Origin of the sequence: Pseudomonas sp. JAI115, from assembly GCF_014200835.1 — a bacterium.
Classification (GTDB): Bacteria; Pseudomonadota; Gammaproteobacteria; order Pseudomonadales; family Pseudomonadaceae; genus Aquipseudomonas; species Aquipseudomonas putida_A.
Map to the genome: position 1 here is coordinate 152,870 of NZ_JACHCY010000004.1, position 16,681 is coordinate 169,550.

At 58.7% G+C, this 16,681-nt stretch carries 10 protein-coding genes and 1 pseudogene; 5 read left to right on the forward strand and 6 right to left on the reverse strand.

All coding sequences use genetic code 11. The features are described from left to right. Positions 1–252: 252 nt before the first annotated feature. Entirely contained in the window at positions 253–876 is a 624-nt protein-coding gene (locus HDC30_RS11540; RefSeq protein ID WP_183783027.1) for a recombinase family protein, read from the forward strand. Between the two features lie 58 nt (positions 877–934). Here the strand turns inward: HDC30_RS11540 and HDC30_RS11545 are convergent, their stop codons facing one another. Further along, a complete protein-coding gene (locus HDC30_RS11545) occupies positions 935–2,776 on the reverse strand; it encodes a recombinase family protein (RefSeq protein WP_183783029.1) in 1,842 nt (613 codons plus the stop codon). Positions 2,777–2,810: 34 nt separating this feature from the next. On the opposite strand from HDC30_RS11545, the pseudogene HDC30_RS11550 reads away from it, so the two are divergent. After that, positions 2,811–3,674: pseudogene (locus HDC30_RS11550) on the forward strand (YifB family Mg chelatase-like AAA ATPase); the annotation flags it as partial. Here HDC30_RS11550 and HDC30_RS11555 read toward each other — a convergent pair. The 3 genes from HDC30_RS11555 to HDC30_RS11565 all read right to left on the reverse strand — a co-directional run bounded on the left by HDC30_RS11555 (position 3,671) and on the right by HDC30_RS11565 (position 8,183). Further along, positions 3,671–4,885 carry an aldose 1-epimerase family protein gene (locus HDC30_RS11555; protein ID WP_096796102.1) on the reverse strand — a complete coding sequence of 405 codons (1,215 nt, stop codon included), beginning with the start codon at positions 4,883–4,885 and terminating at the stop codon, positions 3,671–3,673. The pseudogene HDC30_RS11550 and the gene HDC30_RS11555 sit on opposite strands and share 4 nt — an antisense overlap. A 219-nt stretch (positions 4,886–5,104) precedes the next feature. After that, positions 5,105–7,081, reverse strand: coding sequence for a methyl-accepting chemotaxis protein (locus HDC30_RS11560; RefSeq protein WP_096796101.1), 1,977 nt, complete (start codon positions 7,079–7,081; stop codon positions 5,105–5,107). Positions 7,082–7,262: 181 nt separating this feature from the next. Further along, on the reverse strand, positions 7,263–8,183 hold the full coding sequence (locus HDC30_RS11565) for a LysR substrate-binding domain-containing protein (protein WP_166495229.1): 921 nt from the start codon (positions 8,181–8,183) through the stop codon (positions 7,263–7,265). A gap of 159 nt (positions 8,184–8,342) precedes the next feature. On the opposite strand from HDC30_RS11565, the gene HDC30_RS11570 reads away from it, so the two are divergent. After that, positions 8,343–9,737: a NorM family multidrug efflux MATE transporter gene (locus HDC30_RS11570; protein WP_183783031.1), complete on the forward strand. Its 1,395-nt coding sequence runs from the start codon at positions 8,343–8,345 to the stop codon at positions 9,735–9,737. 126 nt (positions 9,738–9,863) lie between these two features. Here HDC30_RS11570 and HDC30_RS11575 read toward each other — a convergent pair whose 3' ends face one another. After that, positions 9,864–11,537 carry a bifunctional diguanylate cyclase/phosphodiesterase gene (locus HDC30_RS11575; protein WP_097089513.1) on the reverse strand — a complete coding sequence of 558 codons (1,674 nt, stop codon included), beginning with the start codon at positions 11,535–11,537 and terminating at the stop codon, positions 9,864–9,866. A 254-nt stretch (positions 11,538–11,791) separates the two neighbouring features. Between HDC30_RS11575 and rep the strand changes: the two genes are divergently transcribed. Together rep and HDC30_RS11585 are read left to right on the forward strand one after the other, a co-directional pair. Beyond that, positions 11,792–13,801, forward strand: a complete 2,010-nt coding sequence (gene rep / locus HDC30_RS11580) for a DNA helicase Rep (protein ID WP_027610430.1) — start codon at positions 11,792–11,794, stop codon at positions 13,799–13,801. Positions 13,802–13,856: 55 nt separating this feature from the next. Continuing rightward, on the forward strand, positions 13,857–14,429 hold the full coding sequence (locus HDC30_RS11585) for a xanthine phosphoribosyltransferase (protein ID WP_007962388.1): 573 nt from the start codon (positions 13,857–13,859) through the stop codon (positions 14,427–14,429). A gap of 129 nt (positions 14,430–14,558) precedes the next feature. Here the strand turns inward: HDC30_RS11585 and HDC30_RS11590 are convergent, their stop codons facing one another. Then, a complete protein-coding gene (locus HDC30_RS11590) occupies positions 14,559–16,481 on the reverse strand; it encodes an acetyl-CoA hydrolase/transferase family protein (protein ID WP_183783033.1) in 1,923 nt (640 codons plus the stop codon). Positions 16,482–16,681 lie beyond the last annotated feature (200 nt).

Sequence of the window (16,681 nt, forward strand, 5' to 3'; positions counted from 1 at the left end):
GCTGAACGTTCCCTGTGTTCCGTGTCATTTGCTGAGGTGCGCAGGATACCGAGTTAGCTATTGCTGTTGAATGGTGGCCATTCGCTTCTAGGTGCGACTGCTGCTCGATCAGCAGCCTTTGACACTATCAAAAGAGTCTACTTTTCTGGTAGTTCGATAAGCGTCACTTCCCCCCTATCAAAAACCTATTGCCGATAGGCATATGATCGATTTATCATAGATCTATCAAAAATAACTACAAAGGATAAAAAATTGAACGCACATCTGTACCTTAGAGCCAGTACCAAAGACCAAGACGCACTCAGAGCGAAAGCTAGCTTGGATGCATTCGTTAAAGACAAAGGTCTTGTCGTTCTCGGTGTTTATTCGGAGCACGTCAGCGGGACAACATTAGATCGTCCAGAGCTAATGCGATTGCTGGATGCTGCCCAACCCGGTGAATGCATTGTGTGTGAAAGTGTTGACCGTCTAAGCCGTCTGTCCCAATTGGATTGGGAAACATTGAAAGCCAAGATCAAAGCAAAGGGCTTACGCCTTGTGATTGCAGATTTACCTACAACTCACATGTTGATTGACGACAAGGGTATGACCGGCCAGATCATGTCAGTAATCAACAGTATGCTGCTGGATCTCATGGCTACGATGGCACGTCTTGATCAAGAAAAACGTGTTGAGCGAATCAGACAAGGCTTGGAGAACAAGCGCCTTGCAGACCCGAAGTGGACGCCAGTTGGCAAAGGCAAGAACATGGAAAAATGGGCAAAAGTAAAATTGTTGATGGCCAAACACCCAACGATGTCTGCAAATGACATCGCCAAGCTTGCTGACGTGGGGGTTGCAACGGTCTATCGAATCAAAAAGACTTCCACCGGCTGAGCCCCCCCCCTACGGCGGGGGGTGTAGTAATTCTAAGGGACTCCGTCGGTACCATCAACTAAGCCAGCTTCGGGTCTTCGCCTCCAAGAGGTAACGCTTCATCATTCTCTGATGCCAGTGAACTCTGGTTAAGTGTTGCCAACCATCTATCGGTGGCTGCTTGCACCCGCTGCACGTCTCTTTCAGAAAGTTTGTAATCGGCTTTATACCGCTCCCCTTCGGACGATAGAATTTCTATGTATGGCTGCATGCTTTCATCCAGCCTTACTGCCTCCATCAATTTCGGAAGTCTCTCAAATAACGCTGTTTTAGCCATATCATTCTGACGAATGCTGGCGCGCAGAGACTCTCTCGACAGGGGTACAATAATCCAATCTTTACCATGATCCCAGACGAACGCAAGCTTGGGGACACAATCCGATTGGACATTGAATTGGATTCGCACTTCGTCACGCTTCATACGAACCTTGATCTGCTGCCTCCGAACCTGCTGATTAGCTAAATATCGACCTTCATATGTATTTAAGTCCAAATCCGCCATAAACTGGGCTTTATCAATTACATGTTGCGCGGCTACCAAGCCAGTCAACCTATCACGCTCGCTGATATAATTCTGGATCTGTAAATCAACTTCTTTTATCGACTGAGCCAGAGAAGCTGATGGATACTCCTTGATCAGTTCATTCAAATCTTGCAACTTTGAACTAGTGGCACTGATACGACCACTCAACTCTGTAATGTTGTTTCGCAGCGCCACCACATCATTCTTGACTACTCCGATCAAATTAATTTTGGCAAGCATTTCTTTGAAGATTAGTTCAGATTGATCAAGACGAATCGACTTGTTATCACAGGCGCCCTTGGAAGATTTAGAACAACGAAGGTATTTTTGACCCTTCGGCGGCCTACCTTTATCAACAAGATGCATGGCTGATCCACAATAGGAGCAGATTGCAATTTTTGACCACACGTTGAAGTTCGTGGATTGATTCGTTACTTTGGAGACATCTCTGACTTTCCTTTCATTCCACGCGGCATAGAATATATCTTGATCAACCACGCTCGGATAGTAACCCTCAATCACATTGCCAGACGGCGAACGTTTATTATTCTTCCAAATATTTGGTTGGTATTCACCCAAAACAGACCTATTGCCCAATATTTTTGCTATTGAGCTATTACCCCAAAGCCCGGATTTGTTCCTGTTCTTGGTTCCGAATACAGGAACGCCTTCTTGATTAAACAATTTAACAATTGCCCGCTGCCCATAGCCCTGTATGGTCAACTCAAACACACGCTTTACCACTTCCACCCTTTCCGGGATCACTTGGTATTTTTCACCGTCAAATTTCAACCATTGGGGACATGCGGCACCTATCGGTTTACCCTCGGAACGTGCCAGTGCTTGTTTTTCTTGCCATGCATCAGAGACACGACTTCCTTTCCAGTGCGATTCCTGATGTGCCCTGCCCATATGAATGATGGACATAATTAACTGAATTGAATCGGATGACTTCTTGTAGACCGTGCCATCTCCGAATGTTACGACGATAATGTCCGCATTCAACAATAGTAAAAACCGGCTTAGTGCCTCTGGGACTTGTTCACGGCTAAGCCGATCCAACGATTCCACAAGGAGGTAAGACCCAGGTTCGATTTTGCCCGCTTTTACGTACTCATAGAATCGCCCTAGATTGCTCGACAAGCGATTTACGTGGTCACCCCTGTACGCACTCACGCCAAGGTCAGCGAAAGCGTATTCAGCGTCCTTGACGAGCTCCAAACCGTGTTCTTTTGCGTACTCAACGGCCGCCACTGACTGCCGCCGACGGCTGTCACCACGAGCCTGTTCTGGGCTGGAAAAGCGAATATAGCTGTATGCCTTGGGCTTGGACGTCATGGCTAATCAACTTGAAATAATATGCGGTGTATTATCACACAACTTGTTGTTCAGCGGGCCACCGGGGACGGGCAAAACATTGCTGGCAAGTCGCTTGCCGGGGCTGCTGCCGCCACTCTCAGAATGCGAGGCGCTGGAAGTGGCGGCGATTCAATCGGTCGCCAGCGGCGTGCCACTGACCCATTGGCCGCAACGGCCCTTTCGCCAGCCACACCACTCGGCCTCCGGGCCGGCGCTGGTCGGTGGCAGCTCGAAACCGCAACCCGGCGAGATCACCCTCGCCCACCACGGTGTGCTGTTTCTCGACGAGCTTCCGGAATTTGATCGCAAGGTGCTGGAGGTGCTGCGCGAGCCGCTGGAATCCGGGCATATCGTGATTGCCCGAGCCAAGGATCGCGTACGCTTTCCCGCGCGTTTCCAGTTGGTGGCGGCAATGAATCCGTGTCCCTGTGGATATCTTGGCGAGCCGAGCGGCAAGTGCTCGTGTACACCGGACATGGTGCAGCGCTACCGCAACAAGCTATCGGGGCCGTTGCTGGATCGGATCGATCTGCACCTGACGGTGGCGCGGGAAGCGACGGCGCTGAATCCGGCAGTGAAGCCAGGCGAGGACAGCGCCAGTGCGGCAGCCGTGGTGGCCGAGGCACGCGAACGCCAGCAAAAGCGTCAGCGTTGTGCCAATGCGTTCCTCGATCTGCCAGGCCTGAAGCGGCACTGCCAATTATCTACAGCCGATGAGAAATGGCTGGAGTCAGCCTGCGAACGGCTGACCTTGTCACTGCGCTCAGCCCATCGTTTGCTCAAGGTCGCCAGAACCCTGGCAGACCTTGAGCAAGTCGATGCAATCAGCCGTGAGCATCTGGCCGAAGCGCTGCAATACCGCCCGGCGACGCCTTAATGCTCGGTCAGATCCACCAGCGGCGCCTGTCGCACTTCGGTTTCACGCCCGGCCTGGATTTCGCTCACGCGCTTCAGCGCGTTATCCACAGCGCCTTTGTCTGCCAGCAGGCTGTAGCTGATCTGAAACTGTTGGCTGGCCTTTGGCGCAATGGTCGGCACCAGATTCAGCGGACGCTGATAGCGGCGGTTGTAGGAAAAGCTGGTGCCTGGCTCAAGGCCCGTGACATAGCCCTGCCCTTGGGTGTCGGTGTTTTTCCACAGGGAAAACACTGGCAGCTGTTGAGTATTGAAGCCAACAGAGACACCGAGGCTGCCAGCCTTGTTGTGCAAAACAGTCAGGGTTTCGCCTTTGGCGTCGGCGTAGGGCACGACGTTATAGACGGTTTCATCGTAGTCCTTGGTTGGACCGCGATAAATCTGCCAGTCCGCCAACTCGGCTTTGGCCTTGTCGTTGAATGGCGAGACCTGTTTCACCGGCGCCGCGAACCGCGCGCCCTGCTCAAGGAACGGTGTACTGAAGTTACTGTGATACAGCGCCTGGTATTCCTTCGGATAATCACCGTTGTTGGTCAGCGTATCGTTGAGGGCAAAGCGCACGCTGCCCGGCTCGGTGACCAGCTCAGTGACGACCGAGAAGTCGACTTTCTTGAACGCCTGTTCCTTCAGTTCACCGCGCAGACTGATGGCGTAGGGTGGTTTTTCATCGATGTGCAGCGTGACAGTGCTGGCCGGAATGTTCGCGGCGCGGCCGTGCAGGGTCAGCAACTCGCCATTGTCCATACCGGGATGGCCGACCCATTCGTAACCGCAGCGGGTCACCAACTCATTGAAGCCTTCCAGCCAGCCCAGGCCACCGCGTCCATTGAGTTCGATGAAGGCCGGGTTGACCACTTCCTTGACCGGCGAATCCCAACCCATGCGCACGTTGCCGACAGACGCCTGCAGGACATTCATGCCACGGGTCGGCACCACCGAGAGTTTCATCGTGCCGTTATCGATATCGACGATGCTGACACCTTCCTGTCGCCCGCCGTGCAAGGTGCGCAGGCTGACGGAGAAAGGCTTGTCGGTTTTCAACCCGAGCTGCTCACTGGTAATGCTCCAGTTTTGCGCGGGCTTGTTGGTATCGAGGAGTACGTAATCCCAGGCCATGGCGTGGGAAGCAGCAGAGAGTGCGCCGAATGCAACGGCGAGTTTGAACGGGGTCATGGCAGCAGCCTTTATTGGAGTTGTGCCATTTTTATAGCGTTGCGGAAACGTTTCAGCAAGAAAAGATGAGAGACATATAGGATGATTTGCCATGGATCGGCGGCGTTGCATTCGCGAGCAGGCTCGCTCCCACAGAGTATTCGGGTGCTCAAACGATTTATGAGCTACCCCGGAAACTGTGGGAGCGAGCCTGCTCGCGAAAGCGATATCAAGGCTGTATCAACGGAAGCGATCAACCTCGGAACGCAAATCCGCCGCCAGCTTTTCAAGCTCTTTGGCGGTGACCGCGAGGTTCGACACCACCTCACGCTGCTCACTGTTGGCCAGCGCAATGCTCTGCAGGTTACTGCTGAGCAAAGTAGCCGTGCTGCTCTGCTCCTGGGTCGCGGTGGTAATCGCGGCGAACTGCTGCCCTGCCGAACGGCTCTGCTCATCGATCCGCGCCAGCGCCGACGCCACGTTGGCGTTGCGCGACAGGCCTTCCTGCATCAGCAGATTGCCCTGCTCCATGGTGCTGATGGCGTTGCCGGTTTCCTGCTGAATGCTGTGAATCATCCCGGAGATTTCATCAGTGGCCTGACGGGTGCGCGACGCCAGGTTACGCACCTCATCGGCGACCACGGCAAAACCACGGCCCTGTTCACCGGCACGGGCCGCTTCGATGGCCGCGTTGAGCGCCAGCAGGTTGGTCTGTTCGGCAATCGAGGTGATCACACTGACAATGCCGCCGATTTCCTGGGAACGCTGGCCAAGGGTGTTGATCACGGTAGCCGTGGTGTTCAACGCGCCAGCGATTTGCTCCAGCGAGGAAGACGCTTCGTCCATGGAAGTACGACCGATCTGCGTCTGCTGAGCGTTTTCCTGGGCCAGACGCTGGGTGGCACCCATGTTGTCGGCAATGTTCAGCGAGGTGGCGCTGAACTCTTCAACTGCGCCGGCCATGCTGGTGATTTCGCCGGACTGCTGTTCCATGCCTTCGTACGCACCGCCGGACAAACCGGACAGCGCCTGGGCGCGGCTGTTGACCTCTTCCGAGGAGCGGCGGATGTGTTCGACCATCGTCGACAGCGCCTGGCTCATCTGGTTGAACGCGCGGGACAGCTGACCGATCTCGTCGTTGCTCGACACGTTCAGGCGCACGCTCAGATCACCGGCACCGAGAGCTTCGGCCTGACGCACCAGATCACTCAGCGGCGCCAGTTTGCTGCGCAGCAACCACACCACCGAACCCACCGCCAACAGCATCGCCAGCAGGCTGCCGATGGCCAGTTGCGTGCCGACGCTCCAGGTCACCGCGCGAATCTCGGCTTTCGGCATACTCGCCACCACCGCCCACGGCCCACCGTCAAATGGCACCGAAACGCTGTAGAAATCTTCGTTCTTGTCGCTCCAGAACTGCCCCTTGCCCGGGGTTTTCGCCAGGCCGCCGATCACCGTGACCGCCTGATCCAATGCCTGGACGCCCGCCGGGGCCACCAACCATCTGTTCTGCTCATCCAGCAGCGCCAGCGAACCGGTCTGGCCGATGCGGAAGCGCTTGAGGTTGTCGAACTGGGCGTTCTGCGCATCGGTGTAATCAAAACCAACGAACAACACCGCAATCACTTTGCCGCTGCCATCGCGCACCGGGGTGTATTGGGTCATGTAGGAGCGATCAAACAGCAACGCGCGGCCGACGTAACCCTGACCCGCCATCAACTTCGCGTAGGCCGGGTGTGCGTGATCGAGCAGAGTGCCGATAGCGCGCGTGCCGTCCTGTTTGGTCAACGAGGTGCTGACCCGCACGAAGTCTTCGCCGCTGCGCACGAACAGCGTGGCAACGCCGGCGGTCATCTGCTTGAACTCGTCGACTTCCTTGAAGTTGTTGTTCAACACTTCGCTGCCCAAGTGCAGGCCCGGGGTCTGGGTGCCGGCGACGTTCACCGGTTCATCCGGGTGAATGCTCAGGCCCGCGCTGAAGCGCTTCTCGAACAGCCCGCTCAGGCGCTGGGTGCTTTCGCGCAGCGTGCCGTGGAAAGTGCTCAACTGGTCGGCCAGCAGCCGCGCCTCACTGGCGAGGTGCTCTTCACGGGTGGCGAGGTTGGCGGAATCCAGCGAACGCAGGGCGAACACCGTACTGCCGCTGATGACGATCGCCAGTATCACAGCGAGCGCGAGGCCCAGCTGCGAGGCGATCCGAGCGCGAGGTTGAGACATGGACAGCTCCTGGCCGAACTTGCCGATCCTCCTTGATCGCAGCTCGGATAATTTTCTAATGGGGGTGAATCGTGGATACCTGCACGGCGGTTCCACATGCACGTATTCGGCGGTAAAGCCGAATACTTGAGCGAACAGCAGGGTTATGGCACAAGGCCGGCATTGTGGCGGCTCTAACGTTTCAGCTCAAGCGCTTGACCACCGGCAACGCCATGGCTCGCACTTCGCCTTGCAGGAAGTCGCTGAGACGGCGCAAACGTTCACCTCCCGGACGGGTTTTTGGCCACACCAGGTAATAATTCAGTCCGCTGGCGACCGCGGTCGGCCATGGCAGGCTCAGTCTTCCTTGCGCCACATCTTCGGCGACCATCAGCAGATCGCCCATCGACACCCCGTAGCCTCGCGCCGCGGCAATCATGCCCAGCTCCAGGGTATCGAACACCTGTCCGCCCTTGAGCGAAACCTGATCGGACAGCCCCATATGTTCCAGCCAACTGCGCCAGTCGCGCCGGTCCGGGGTCGGGTGCAGCAACTCGGTGGAGGCCAACCGCGTCACATCCCAGGGTTGATCGTTCAGCAGGTTCGGCGCGCCGACAGGAATCAACTCCTCGGGAAACAGCAGGCTGGCCTCCCAGTCCGGCGGGAAGTGCCCATCGCTCAGCAGCACCGCGCAGTCGAAGGGCTCGTTGTTGAAGTCCACCGAATCCACGTCCATCCACGCACTGGTCAGTTGTACTTCATTGCCGGGCTGTAGGTGACGAAAACGGCTGAGCCGGGCCAGCAGCCAGCGCATGGTCAGGGTCGACGGCGCTTTCATGCGCAGGATGTCGTCTTCGGCGCGCAAGGTGTTGCAGGCGCGCTCCAGCGCCGCGAAACCATCGCGAATGCCGGGCAGCAGCAGCCGCGCCGACTCGGTGAGTTGCAGGTTGCGTCCGCTGCGGTGAAACAGCTTGCAGGCGAAATGCTCTTCCAGCGTCTTGATGTGCCGGCTGACTGCACTCTGGGTAATCGACAATTCCTCGGCCGCCCGGGTGAACGAGCTGTGCCGCGCCGCCGCTTCGAATGCGCGCAGGGCATACAAGGGAGGAAGACGACGGGACATACACAAAGCTCCTTTAGCGGCATCCGGCCACCCCGGCGAGGTTTACTCATGATGAGTTTTAATCATGCCACCCATCCTTTTTATCCTTTTGTGCAAACCCTGCCAAGCGCCGAGAATCGACGGACTCTTGTTCCCTCTGATTAATGGGTGGTGATGACCATGCAGCATCCTGTGCGTACCGAACTCTGGGCCATCCTGCGGCTGGCGGGGCCGTTGATTGCTTCGCAGTTGGCGCACATGTTGATGGTGCTGACCGACACCCTGATGATGGCGCGCCTCAGCCCCGAAGCCCTGGCCGGCGGCGGACTGGGGGCAGCGAGTTATTCATTCGTGTCGATTTTCTGCATCGGTGTGATTGCAGCGGTCGGCACGCTGGTGGCGATCCGTCAGGGTGCCGGCGACATCATCGGCGCGGCCCGCCTGACGCAGGCCGGGTTGTGGCTGGCGTGGCTGATGGCGCTGGGCGCCGGGCTGCTGTTGTGGAATCTGAAACCGGTGTTGCTGCTGTTCGGCCAGACCGAAACCAACGTCAACGCCGCTGGACAATTTTTGATCGCTCTGCCCTTCGCCCTGCCCGGCTATCTGAGCTTCATGGCCCTGCGCGGCTTTACCAGTGCAATCGGCCGAGCGACCCCGGTGATGGTCATCAGCCTCGGCGGCACTGTGGCCAACTTCCTGCTCAATTACGCATTGATTACCGGCATGTTCGGGCTGCCGAAACTGGGGTTGACCGGCATCGGCCTGGTCACGGCAATCGTTGCCAACTGCATGGCGCTGGCGCTGGCCTGGCACATCCGCCGGCACCCGGCCTACGACGCCTACCCATTGCGCGCCGGCCTGTCACGGCCAAATCGTCAGTACCTGAAAGAACTGTGGCGGCTCGGCCTGCCAATTGGCGGCACCTACGCGGTGGAAGTCGGACTGTTTGCCTTCGCGGCGCTGTGCATGGGCACCATGGGCAGCACGCAACTCGGCGCACACCAGATCGCTCTGCAGATCGTTTCGGTGGCGTTCATGGTACCGGCGGGGATGTCCTACGCGATCACCATGCGCGTCGGCCAGCACTACGGCGCCGGGCAACTGAGCGACGCGCGGATGTCCGGCCGGGTCGGCATCGTTTTCGGTGCAGTGGTGATGCTGGGTTTCGCCATGGTGTTCTGGCTGTTGCCGAATCAACTGGTCGGATTGTTCCTTGATCACAACGAGCCGGCCTTTGCCGAAGTGATTCGTCTGGCGGTGAGCCTGCTGGCGGTGGCGGCGTGGTTCGAGCTGTTCGACGGCACGCAGACCATCGCCATGGGCTGCATCCGTGGGCTCAAGGATGCGAAAACCACGTTTCTGGTCGGCCTCGCTTGTTATTGGTTGATTGGCGCACCGGCGGCGTGGTGGATGGCGTTCCATTTGAACTGGGGGCCGACTGGCGTCTGGTGGGGGCTGGCGCTGGGGCTGGCGTGTGCGGCGGTGAGCCTGACGCTGGCGTTTGAATGGAAGATGAAGCGGATGATTCAGCGCGAACCGCAATCTCGGGGCTTCAACATCCCTCAACCTGAGTGAGTTTCACCTTGTGGGAGCGAGCCTGCTCGCGAATGCGATCGGTCAGTCAAATTATCTTTGCTGACACACCGCTTTCGCGAGCAAGCCCGCTCCCACAGGGATTCATGCCTAACCCGGAGATTGCGTTCAACTGACGATTTCGAGGGCTGGCTGCTGGCTAGAGCCGAAGGTCAGGTATTCAACCAGTTCTGCCAACGGCAACGGCCGGCTGATCAGATAGCCCTGCACCTGATCGCAGCCAAAGCCGCGCAATAATTCCAGCTGTTCCGGTGTTTCCACGCCTTCGGCCACCACTTCCAGATGCAGGTTGTGCGCGAGGTTGATCATCGCGTGCACCAGTTTGCGGTTCTCTTCGCGCTGCTCCATGCCGCCGACAAAGCTTTTGTCGATCTTCAGCAAGGTGATCGGCAGGCTGTTGAGGTGCACGAATGACGAGAACCCGGTGCCGAAGTCATCCAGCGAGAAACGCACGCCGAGGCGGCCGAGGGCGTCCATGGTCTGTTTGACCAGATCGCTGCGGCGCATGACGGCGGTTTCGGTGAGCTCAAACTCCAGCCACTGCGCCTCGACCCCGCGCTCGGCAATCAGCCGGCTGAGCGTCGGCAGCAACTGGCTGTCCTGAAACTGGCGGAACGACAGGTTGATCGCCATGTGCAGCGCCGGCAGCCCGCGCTCGCGCAGTGCCTGCATGTCGCGCAACGCGCGGGAAATCACCCAGTAGCCCAGCGGCACGATCAGACCGCTCTGCTCGGCCAGCGGCACGAATTCGCTTGGCGGTAGCAGACCGCGCTCGCCATGGCGCCAGCGCACCAGGGCTTCGAGGCCGACGATCTGCCCGTCTGCAAGATTCAGCCGTGGCTGGTAGTGCAACTCCAACTCATCGCGGCGCAAGGCCCGGCGCAGCTCACTTTCGAGGTCGGCCATGCTCCGGGCGTTGCGGTTGATGCGTTCGTTAAAGATATGGAAGGTGCAGCCCTGCGTGCTCTTGGCCTGCTGCATGGCGATGTGCGCGTGCCACATCAGCGGGTCGGCACCACCCTGTGCACGGGCATGGGCGATGCCCAGGCTGGAGCCGATCAACAGGCTTTCGCCATCGACCCAATACGGTTCGGCGAGGGCTTCGGTAATGCGTTCGGCCATCCACTCGGCGCGTTGCGGCGCGCGGCGGGTGTCGATCAGCAAGGCAAACTCGTCGCTGCCCAGCCGCGCCAGTTGATCCCCGGCCTCGAGCTGACTTTTCAGCCGCGCGACGACTTGCAGGATCAAGCGATCGCCGGCCTGATGACCGAGGGCGTCGTTGGCGTGACGGAAGTTGTCGAGATCGAGATGCCCGAGGGCCAGACCACGGCCGTCGTTTTCCGCCAGGCGCGCCGCGAGCAGGGTCTGGAAGCCCTGGCGGTTGGCGATGCCGGTCAGCGGATCCTGTTCGGCCAGGCGTTGCAGGGTGTTTTCGAGGACGCCGCGTTCACGCACATGGCGCAGACAACGGCGCAGCATGCCGGCGTCGAGGGCGTCGAACACCAGCCAGTCGCTGACACCAACCGGCGCGGTGACCGGCTCGTGATCCAGCAGCAACACCGTCGGCAGGCTGCAACGACCCGGGGCCGGCTGCAACGCGGGGACGGTCAACAGCACCGCGTGGCGATTGTCTTCGAACAGACTGCTGACCGACTCCCAGCTCGGTGCGCTGATCAGCACCGCCGCGCTCCCCATCGGAGCCAGACACTCGCGCAATAACGCTGTCCACGCTGGCTCTTCGGCCAGTAGCAGCAAACGCAAGGGTTCGACAGGCGTAGACAAGCTAGCTCCCTAGACTCTGCAATGATGTGGGCGGGGCATTATGCCGTTGCGATGTTCAATGACAACGATTATCAGAACGTTATTTTGTGTCACGAATGAGAACATTAGCCGCAAAATCACCGTGTATCCTCCGCGAAAGTAACAAAACCGGCAAATTTGAATCGCGTGGTACGTCACAAGTCGGACAGAGCAGCACAAATCGCTGAGCCTGTTAAAATGCCGGCCCATTTCGTCAACGACTCCCGAATTTTCGTATGTCCCGACTCAATCCCCGGCAGCAAGAAGCCGTGAACTACGTCGGCGGCCCTCTATTGGTGCTCGCCGGCGCTGGCTCCGGCAAGACCAGCGTGATTACCCGCAAGATCGCGCACCTGATCCAGAACTGCGGCATCCGCGCCCAGTACATCGTCGCCATGACCTTTACCAACAAGGCCGCGCGCGAGATGAAGGAGCGGGTCGGCACCCTGCTGCGTGCCGGCGAAGGTCGCGGCCTGACGGTCTGCACCTTCCACAACCTGGGCCTGAACATCATCCGCAAGGAGCATGCGCGGCTGGGCTACAAACCCGGTTTCTCGATCTTCGACGAGACCGACGTCAAAGCCCTGATGACCGACATCATGCAGAAGGAATACGCAGGCGACGACGGCGTCGACGAGATCAAGAACATGATCGGCGCCTGGAAAAACGACCTGATCCTGCCGGCCCAGGCGCTGGAAAACGCGCGCAATCCGAAAGAACAGACTGCCGCCATCGTCTACACCCACTACCAGCGCACGCTCAAGGCGTTCAACGCGGTGGACTTCGACGACCTGATCCTGCTGCCGGTAAAGCTCTTCGAAGAGCACGCCGACATTCTCGAAAAGTGGCAGAACAAAGTGCGTTACCTGCTGGTCGACGAATACCAGGACACCAACGCCAGCCAGTACCTGCTGGTGAAGATGCTGATCGGCAAGCGTAACCAGTTCACCGTGGTGGGCGACGACGACCAGTCGATCTATGCCTGGCGTGGCGCGCGGCCGGAAAACCTGATGCTGCTCAAGGATGACTACCCGTCGCTGAAAGTGGTGATGCTCGAGCAGAACTACCGCTCCACCAGCCGCATCCTGCGCTGCGCCAACGTGCTGATCTCGAACAACCCGCACGAATTCGAAAAACAGCTGTGGAGTGAGATGGGCCACGGTGACGAGATCCGCGTGATCCGCTGCCGCAACGAGGACGCCGAAGCCGAGCGCGTGGCCATGGAAATCCTCAGCCTGCACTTGCGTACCGACCGCCCGTACAGCGATTTCGCGATCCTCTATCGCGGCAACTACCAGGCCAAGCTGATCGAACTGAAGTTGCAGCACCACCAGGTGCCGTACCGCCTGAGCGGCGGCAACAGCTTCTTTGGCCGTCAGGAAGTGAAGGACCTGATGGCCTACTTCCGCCTGATCGTGAACCCGGACGACGACAACGCCTTCCTGCGGGTGATCAACGTGCCGCGCCGGGAAATCGGCTCGACCACCCTGGAAAAACTCGGCAACTACGCCACCGAACGCAAGATCTCGATGTACGCCGCGACCGACGAAATCGGCCTGGGCGAACATCTCGACAGCCGCTTCACCGATCGCCTGTCGCGCTTCAAGCGCTTCATGGACAAGGTGCGCGAGCAGTGTGCCGGCGAAGACCCGATCTCGGCGCTGCGCAGCATGGTCATGGACATCGACTACGAGAACTGGCTGCGCACCAACAGTTCCAGCGACAAGGCTGCGGACTACCGGATGAGCAACGTCTGGTTCCTCATCGAGGCCTTGAAGAACACCCTGGAAAAAGACGAAGACGGCGAAATGACCGTCGAGGACGCCATTGGCAAACTGGTCCTGCGCGACATGCTCGAGCGTCAGCAGGAAGAAGAGGATGGCGCCGAAGGCGTGCAGATGATGACCCTGCATGCGTCCAAGGGCCTGGAATTCCCTTACGTGTTCATCATGGGCATGGAAGAGGAAATCCTCCCGCACCGCTCCAGCATCGAAGCCGACACCATCGAGGAGGAACGCCGCCTGGCCTACGTGGGTATCACCCGCGCCCGTCAAACCCTGGCGTTCACCTTCGCCGCCAAGCGCAAACAGTACGGCGAGATCATCGACTGCGCGCCAAGCCGCTTCCTCGATGAGCTGCCGCCGGACGACCTGGCGTGGGAAGGCAACGACGACACACCGACCGAAGTCAAAGCCGTGCGCGGCAATAGCGCATTGGCTGATATACGCGCGATGTTAAAGCGCTAGAATTGACCACTTTTTTAAAGCTTAGGGCGCACAAGCGCTGAACGAGGACAGCTTCATGGAAGCATTGCAGCAGAAAATCCGCGAACAAGGCATCGTGCTTTCCGACCAGGTCCTGAAGGTCGACGCCTTCCTGAACCACCAGATCGACCCGGCCCTGATGAAGCTGATCGGCGACGAATTCGCCACGCTGTTCAAGGATTCGGGCATCACCAAGATCGTCACCATCGAAGCCTCTGGCATCGCTCCGGCGATCATGACCGGTCTGAACCTGGGCGTGCCGGTGATCTTCGCCCGCAAGCAACAGTCCCTGACCCTGACCGAAAACCTGCTGTCGGCGACCGTTTACTCGTTCACCAAGAAGACCGAAAGTACCGTGGCCATCTCGCCGCGTCACCTGACCAGCAGCGACCGCGTGCTGATCATCGACGACTTCCTGGCCAACGGTAAGGCTTCGCAGGCGCTGATCTCGATCATCAAACAGGCTGGCGCCACCGTCGCCGGTCTGGGCATCGTGATCGAGAAGTCGTTCCAGGGTGGGCGTGCCGAGCTGGACTCGCAGGGCTATCGCGTTGAATCGCTGGCCCGCGTGAAATCGCTGAAGGATGGCGTCGTTACCTTCATCGAATAAACCACACCGCATTACCCCCTGTGGGAGCGAGCCTGCTCGCGAATGCTTAGGGTCAGTCGACATCTTGGTTGACTGATACACCGCTTTCGCGAGCAGGCTCGCTCCCACAGTGGGTTTTGCGGTGGGCGGTTACTGCGCGGTGGCATTCAGGCCGGTGAGTAGCAGGCGCTGGAACAGGTCTTCTTTCAGGCCTTCCGGGTTGGTCAGTTGCATACGTTCAAGGTGTTCGGGGAACGTCGAAGCCTCCGGCGCATCCAGCGCAGCCTTGCCCAGCTCCAGAATCTCGCTCAGCTTGAACTTGCTCTTCAGCCAGTTCAGCGCCCGCAGCAGATCGCGCTCGATCGCGGTGAAATCACAGCCCAGCGGATATTCCGGAAACAGGTTCGGATGCTTCGCGGCAATCACCTGCAAGCGTTGCGGGGTGTTGTCGACAAAGCGCGGATCGAGGCGGAAATCCTTCGGCAGTTTGCCAACCTTCTGTGCCTGCTCGATCAACCCCGGTTGGAAGCGTGAATCGCTGATATTGAGCAACGACTCGATCACCACCGCATCGGACTTGCCTCGCAGATCGGCGATGCCGTACTCGGTGACCACGATGTCGCGCAGGTGCCGTGGAATCGTGCAGTGGCCGTACTCCCAGACGATGTTCGAGCTGACCTCGCCGCCGGACTCGCGCCAGCTGCGCAGGATCAGAATCGAGCGCGCATCGTGCAGCGCGTGGCCCTGGGCAACAAAATTGTATTGCCCGCCGACACCGCTGAGCACCCGCCCGTCTTCCAATTGATCGGCCACACCCGCGCCCATCAGCGTCATGGTGAACACGGTGTTGATGAATCGCGCATCGAGACGCTGCAAGCGCTTGAGCTCTTCCTGCCCGTACAGCTCGTTGATGTAGCTGATGCGGGTCATGTTGAATTCGAGGCGCTTGCTCTGCGGCAACTCACGCAGGCGCTCGTAGAAACTGCGCGGACCGAGGAAGAAGCCGCCGTGCACCGAGATGCCATCGGTTTGCGCCGACTCATCGAGAGTGCCGGCGTTGGCCTGCTCCTGAGTGTGCACGTCGGGGTAGACCTTGCGCCGGATGATCCCGGCATCGGCCAGCACCAGCAGACCGTTGACGAACATTTCACTGCAGCCATACAGGCCTTTGGCGAACGGCGCGGTACCGCCCTCGCGCTCGATCAACTGCGCCCACTGACTGAGATTGATGTCATTGAGCAGGGCCTGATAACCGGCGTTGTCTGCCTGCCGCGCAAGCAGTGCGGCGGTCAGTGCATCGCCCATCGAGCCGATGCCGATCTGCAACGTACCGCCGTCGCGCACCAGCGTACTGGCGTGCAAGCCGATGAAGTGATCCTGAAAGCCCACCGGCATGTTCGGCGTGGAAAACAGCGTGCTGCTGTCCTTCGCGTCGATCAGCAGGTCGAAGGTGTCGATATCGACTTCGGCATCGCCGGGCATGTACGGCAGATCGGTGTGCACTTGACCGACCAACAAAATGGTCTCCCCGGCGTCGCGACGTTTGGCGATCATTGGCAACAGGTCGAGGGTGATGTCCGGGTTGCAGCTCAGGCTCAGGCGATCGGGATGTTCGCTGCTGCTGGCGAGCAATTGCGCCACCAGATTGAGGCCGGCGGCATTGATATCGCGGGCGGCGTGGCTGTAGTTGCTGCTGACGTAGTCCTGCTGAGCCGGCGCGCTGTTGAGCAGGCTGCCGGGCTGCATGAAGAACTGTTCGATGCGGATGTTGGCGGGCAGGCTGTCACGCTGCAGATCGGCGAGGAAATCGAATTCGGGGTAGTCGCCGAAGACGCGCTCGACGAAGGGTTCGATGAAGCGCTTCTGCAGACCGTCGCCCAGCGTCGGTCGCCCCAGGCACAGCGCGGTGTACATCGTCAGTTGTCGTTCGGGCAAGTCCTTGATCCGCCGGTACAGCGCGTTGACGAAGTGATTGGGTTTGCCCAGACCCAGCGGCATGCCCATGTGGATATGCGCCGGCAAGCGTGCGAGCACGTCGTCCACCGCCTGTTCGATCGAACACAACTGCACCATCTGTAGCCTCCTGCCCGTTCCGTGAATAGAGGTAGACCGAGCTTGCCGGTTGTTTGCTGCAATGAACAGCCCTGTAATTGCTTTAAGGGTTGGAAGGTTCATATCCAGCAGCGTGTTACGAGCACTTTTACTGCGCCAACCGGGCATACCTTCGAACGGCGAGATAAAAACCTCTCAAATGTAACGAGAAATAACTATCG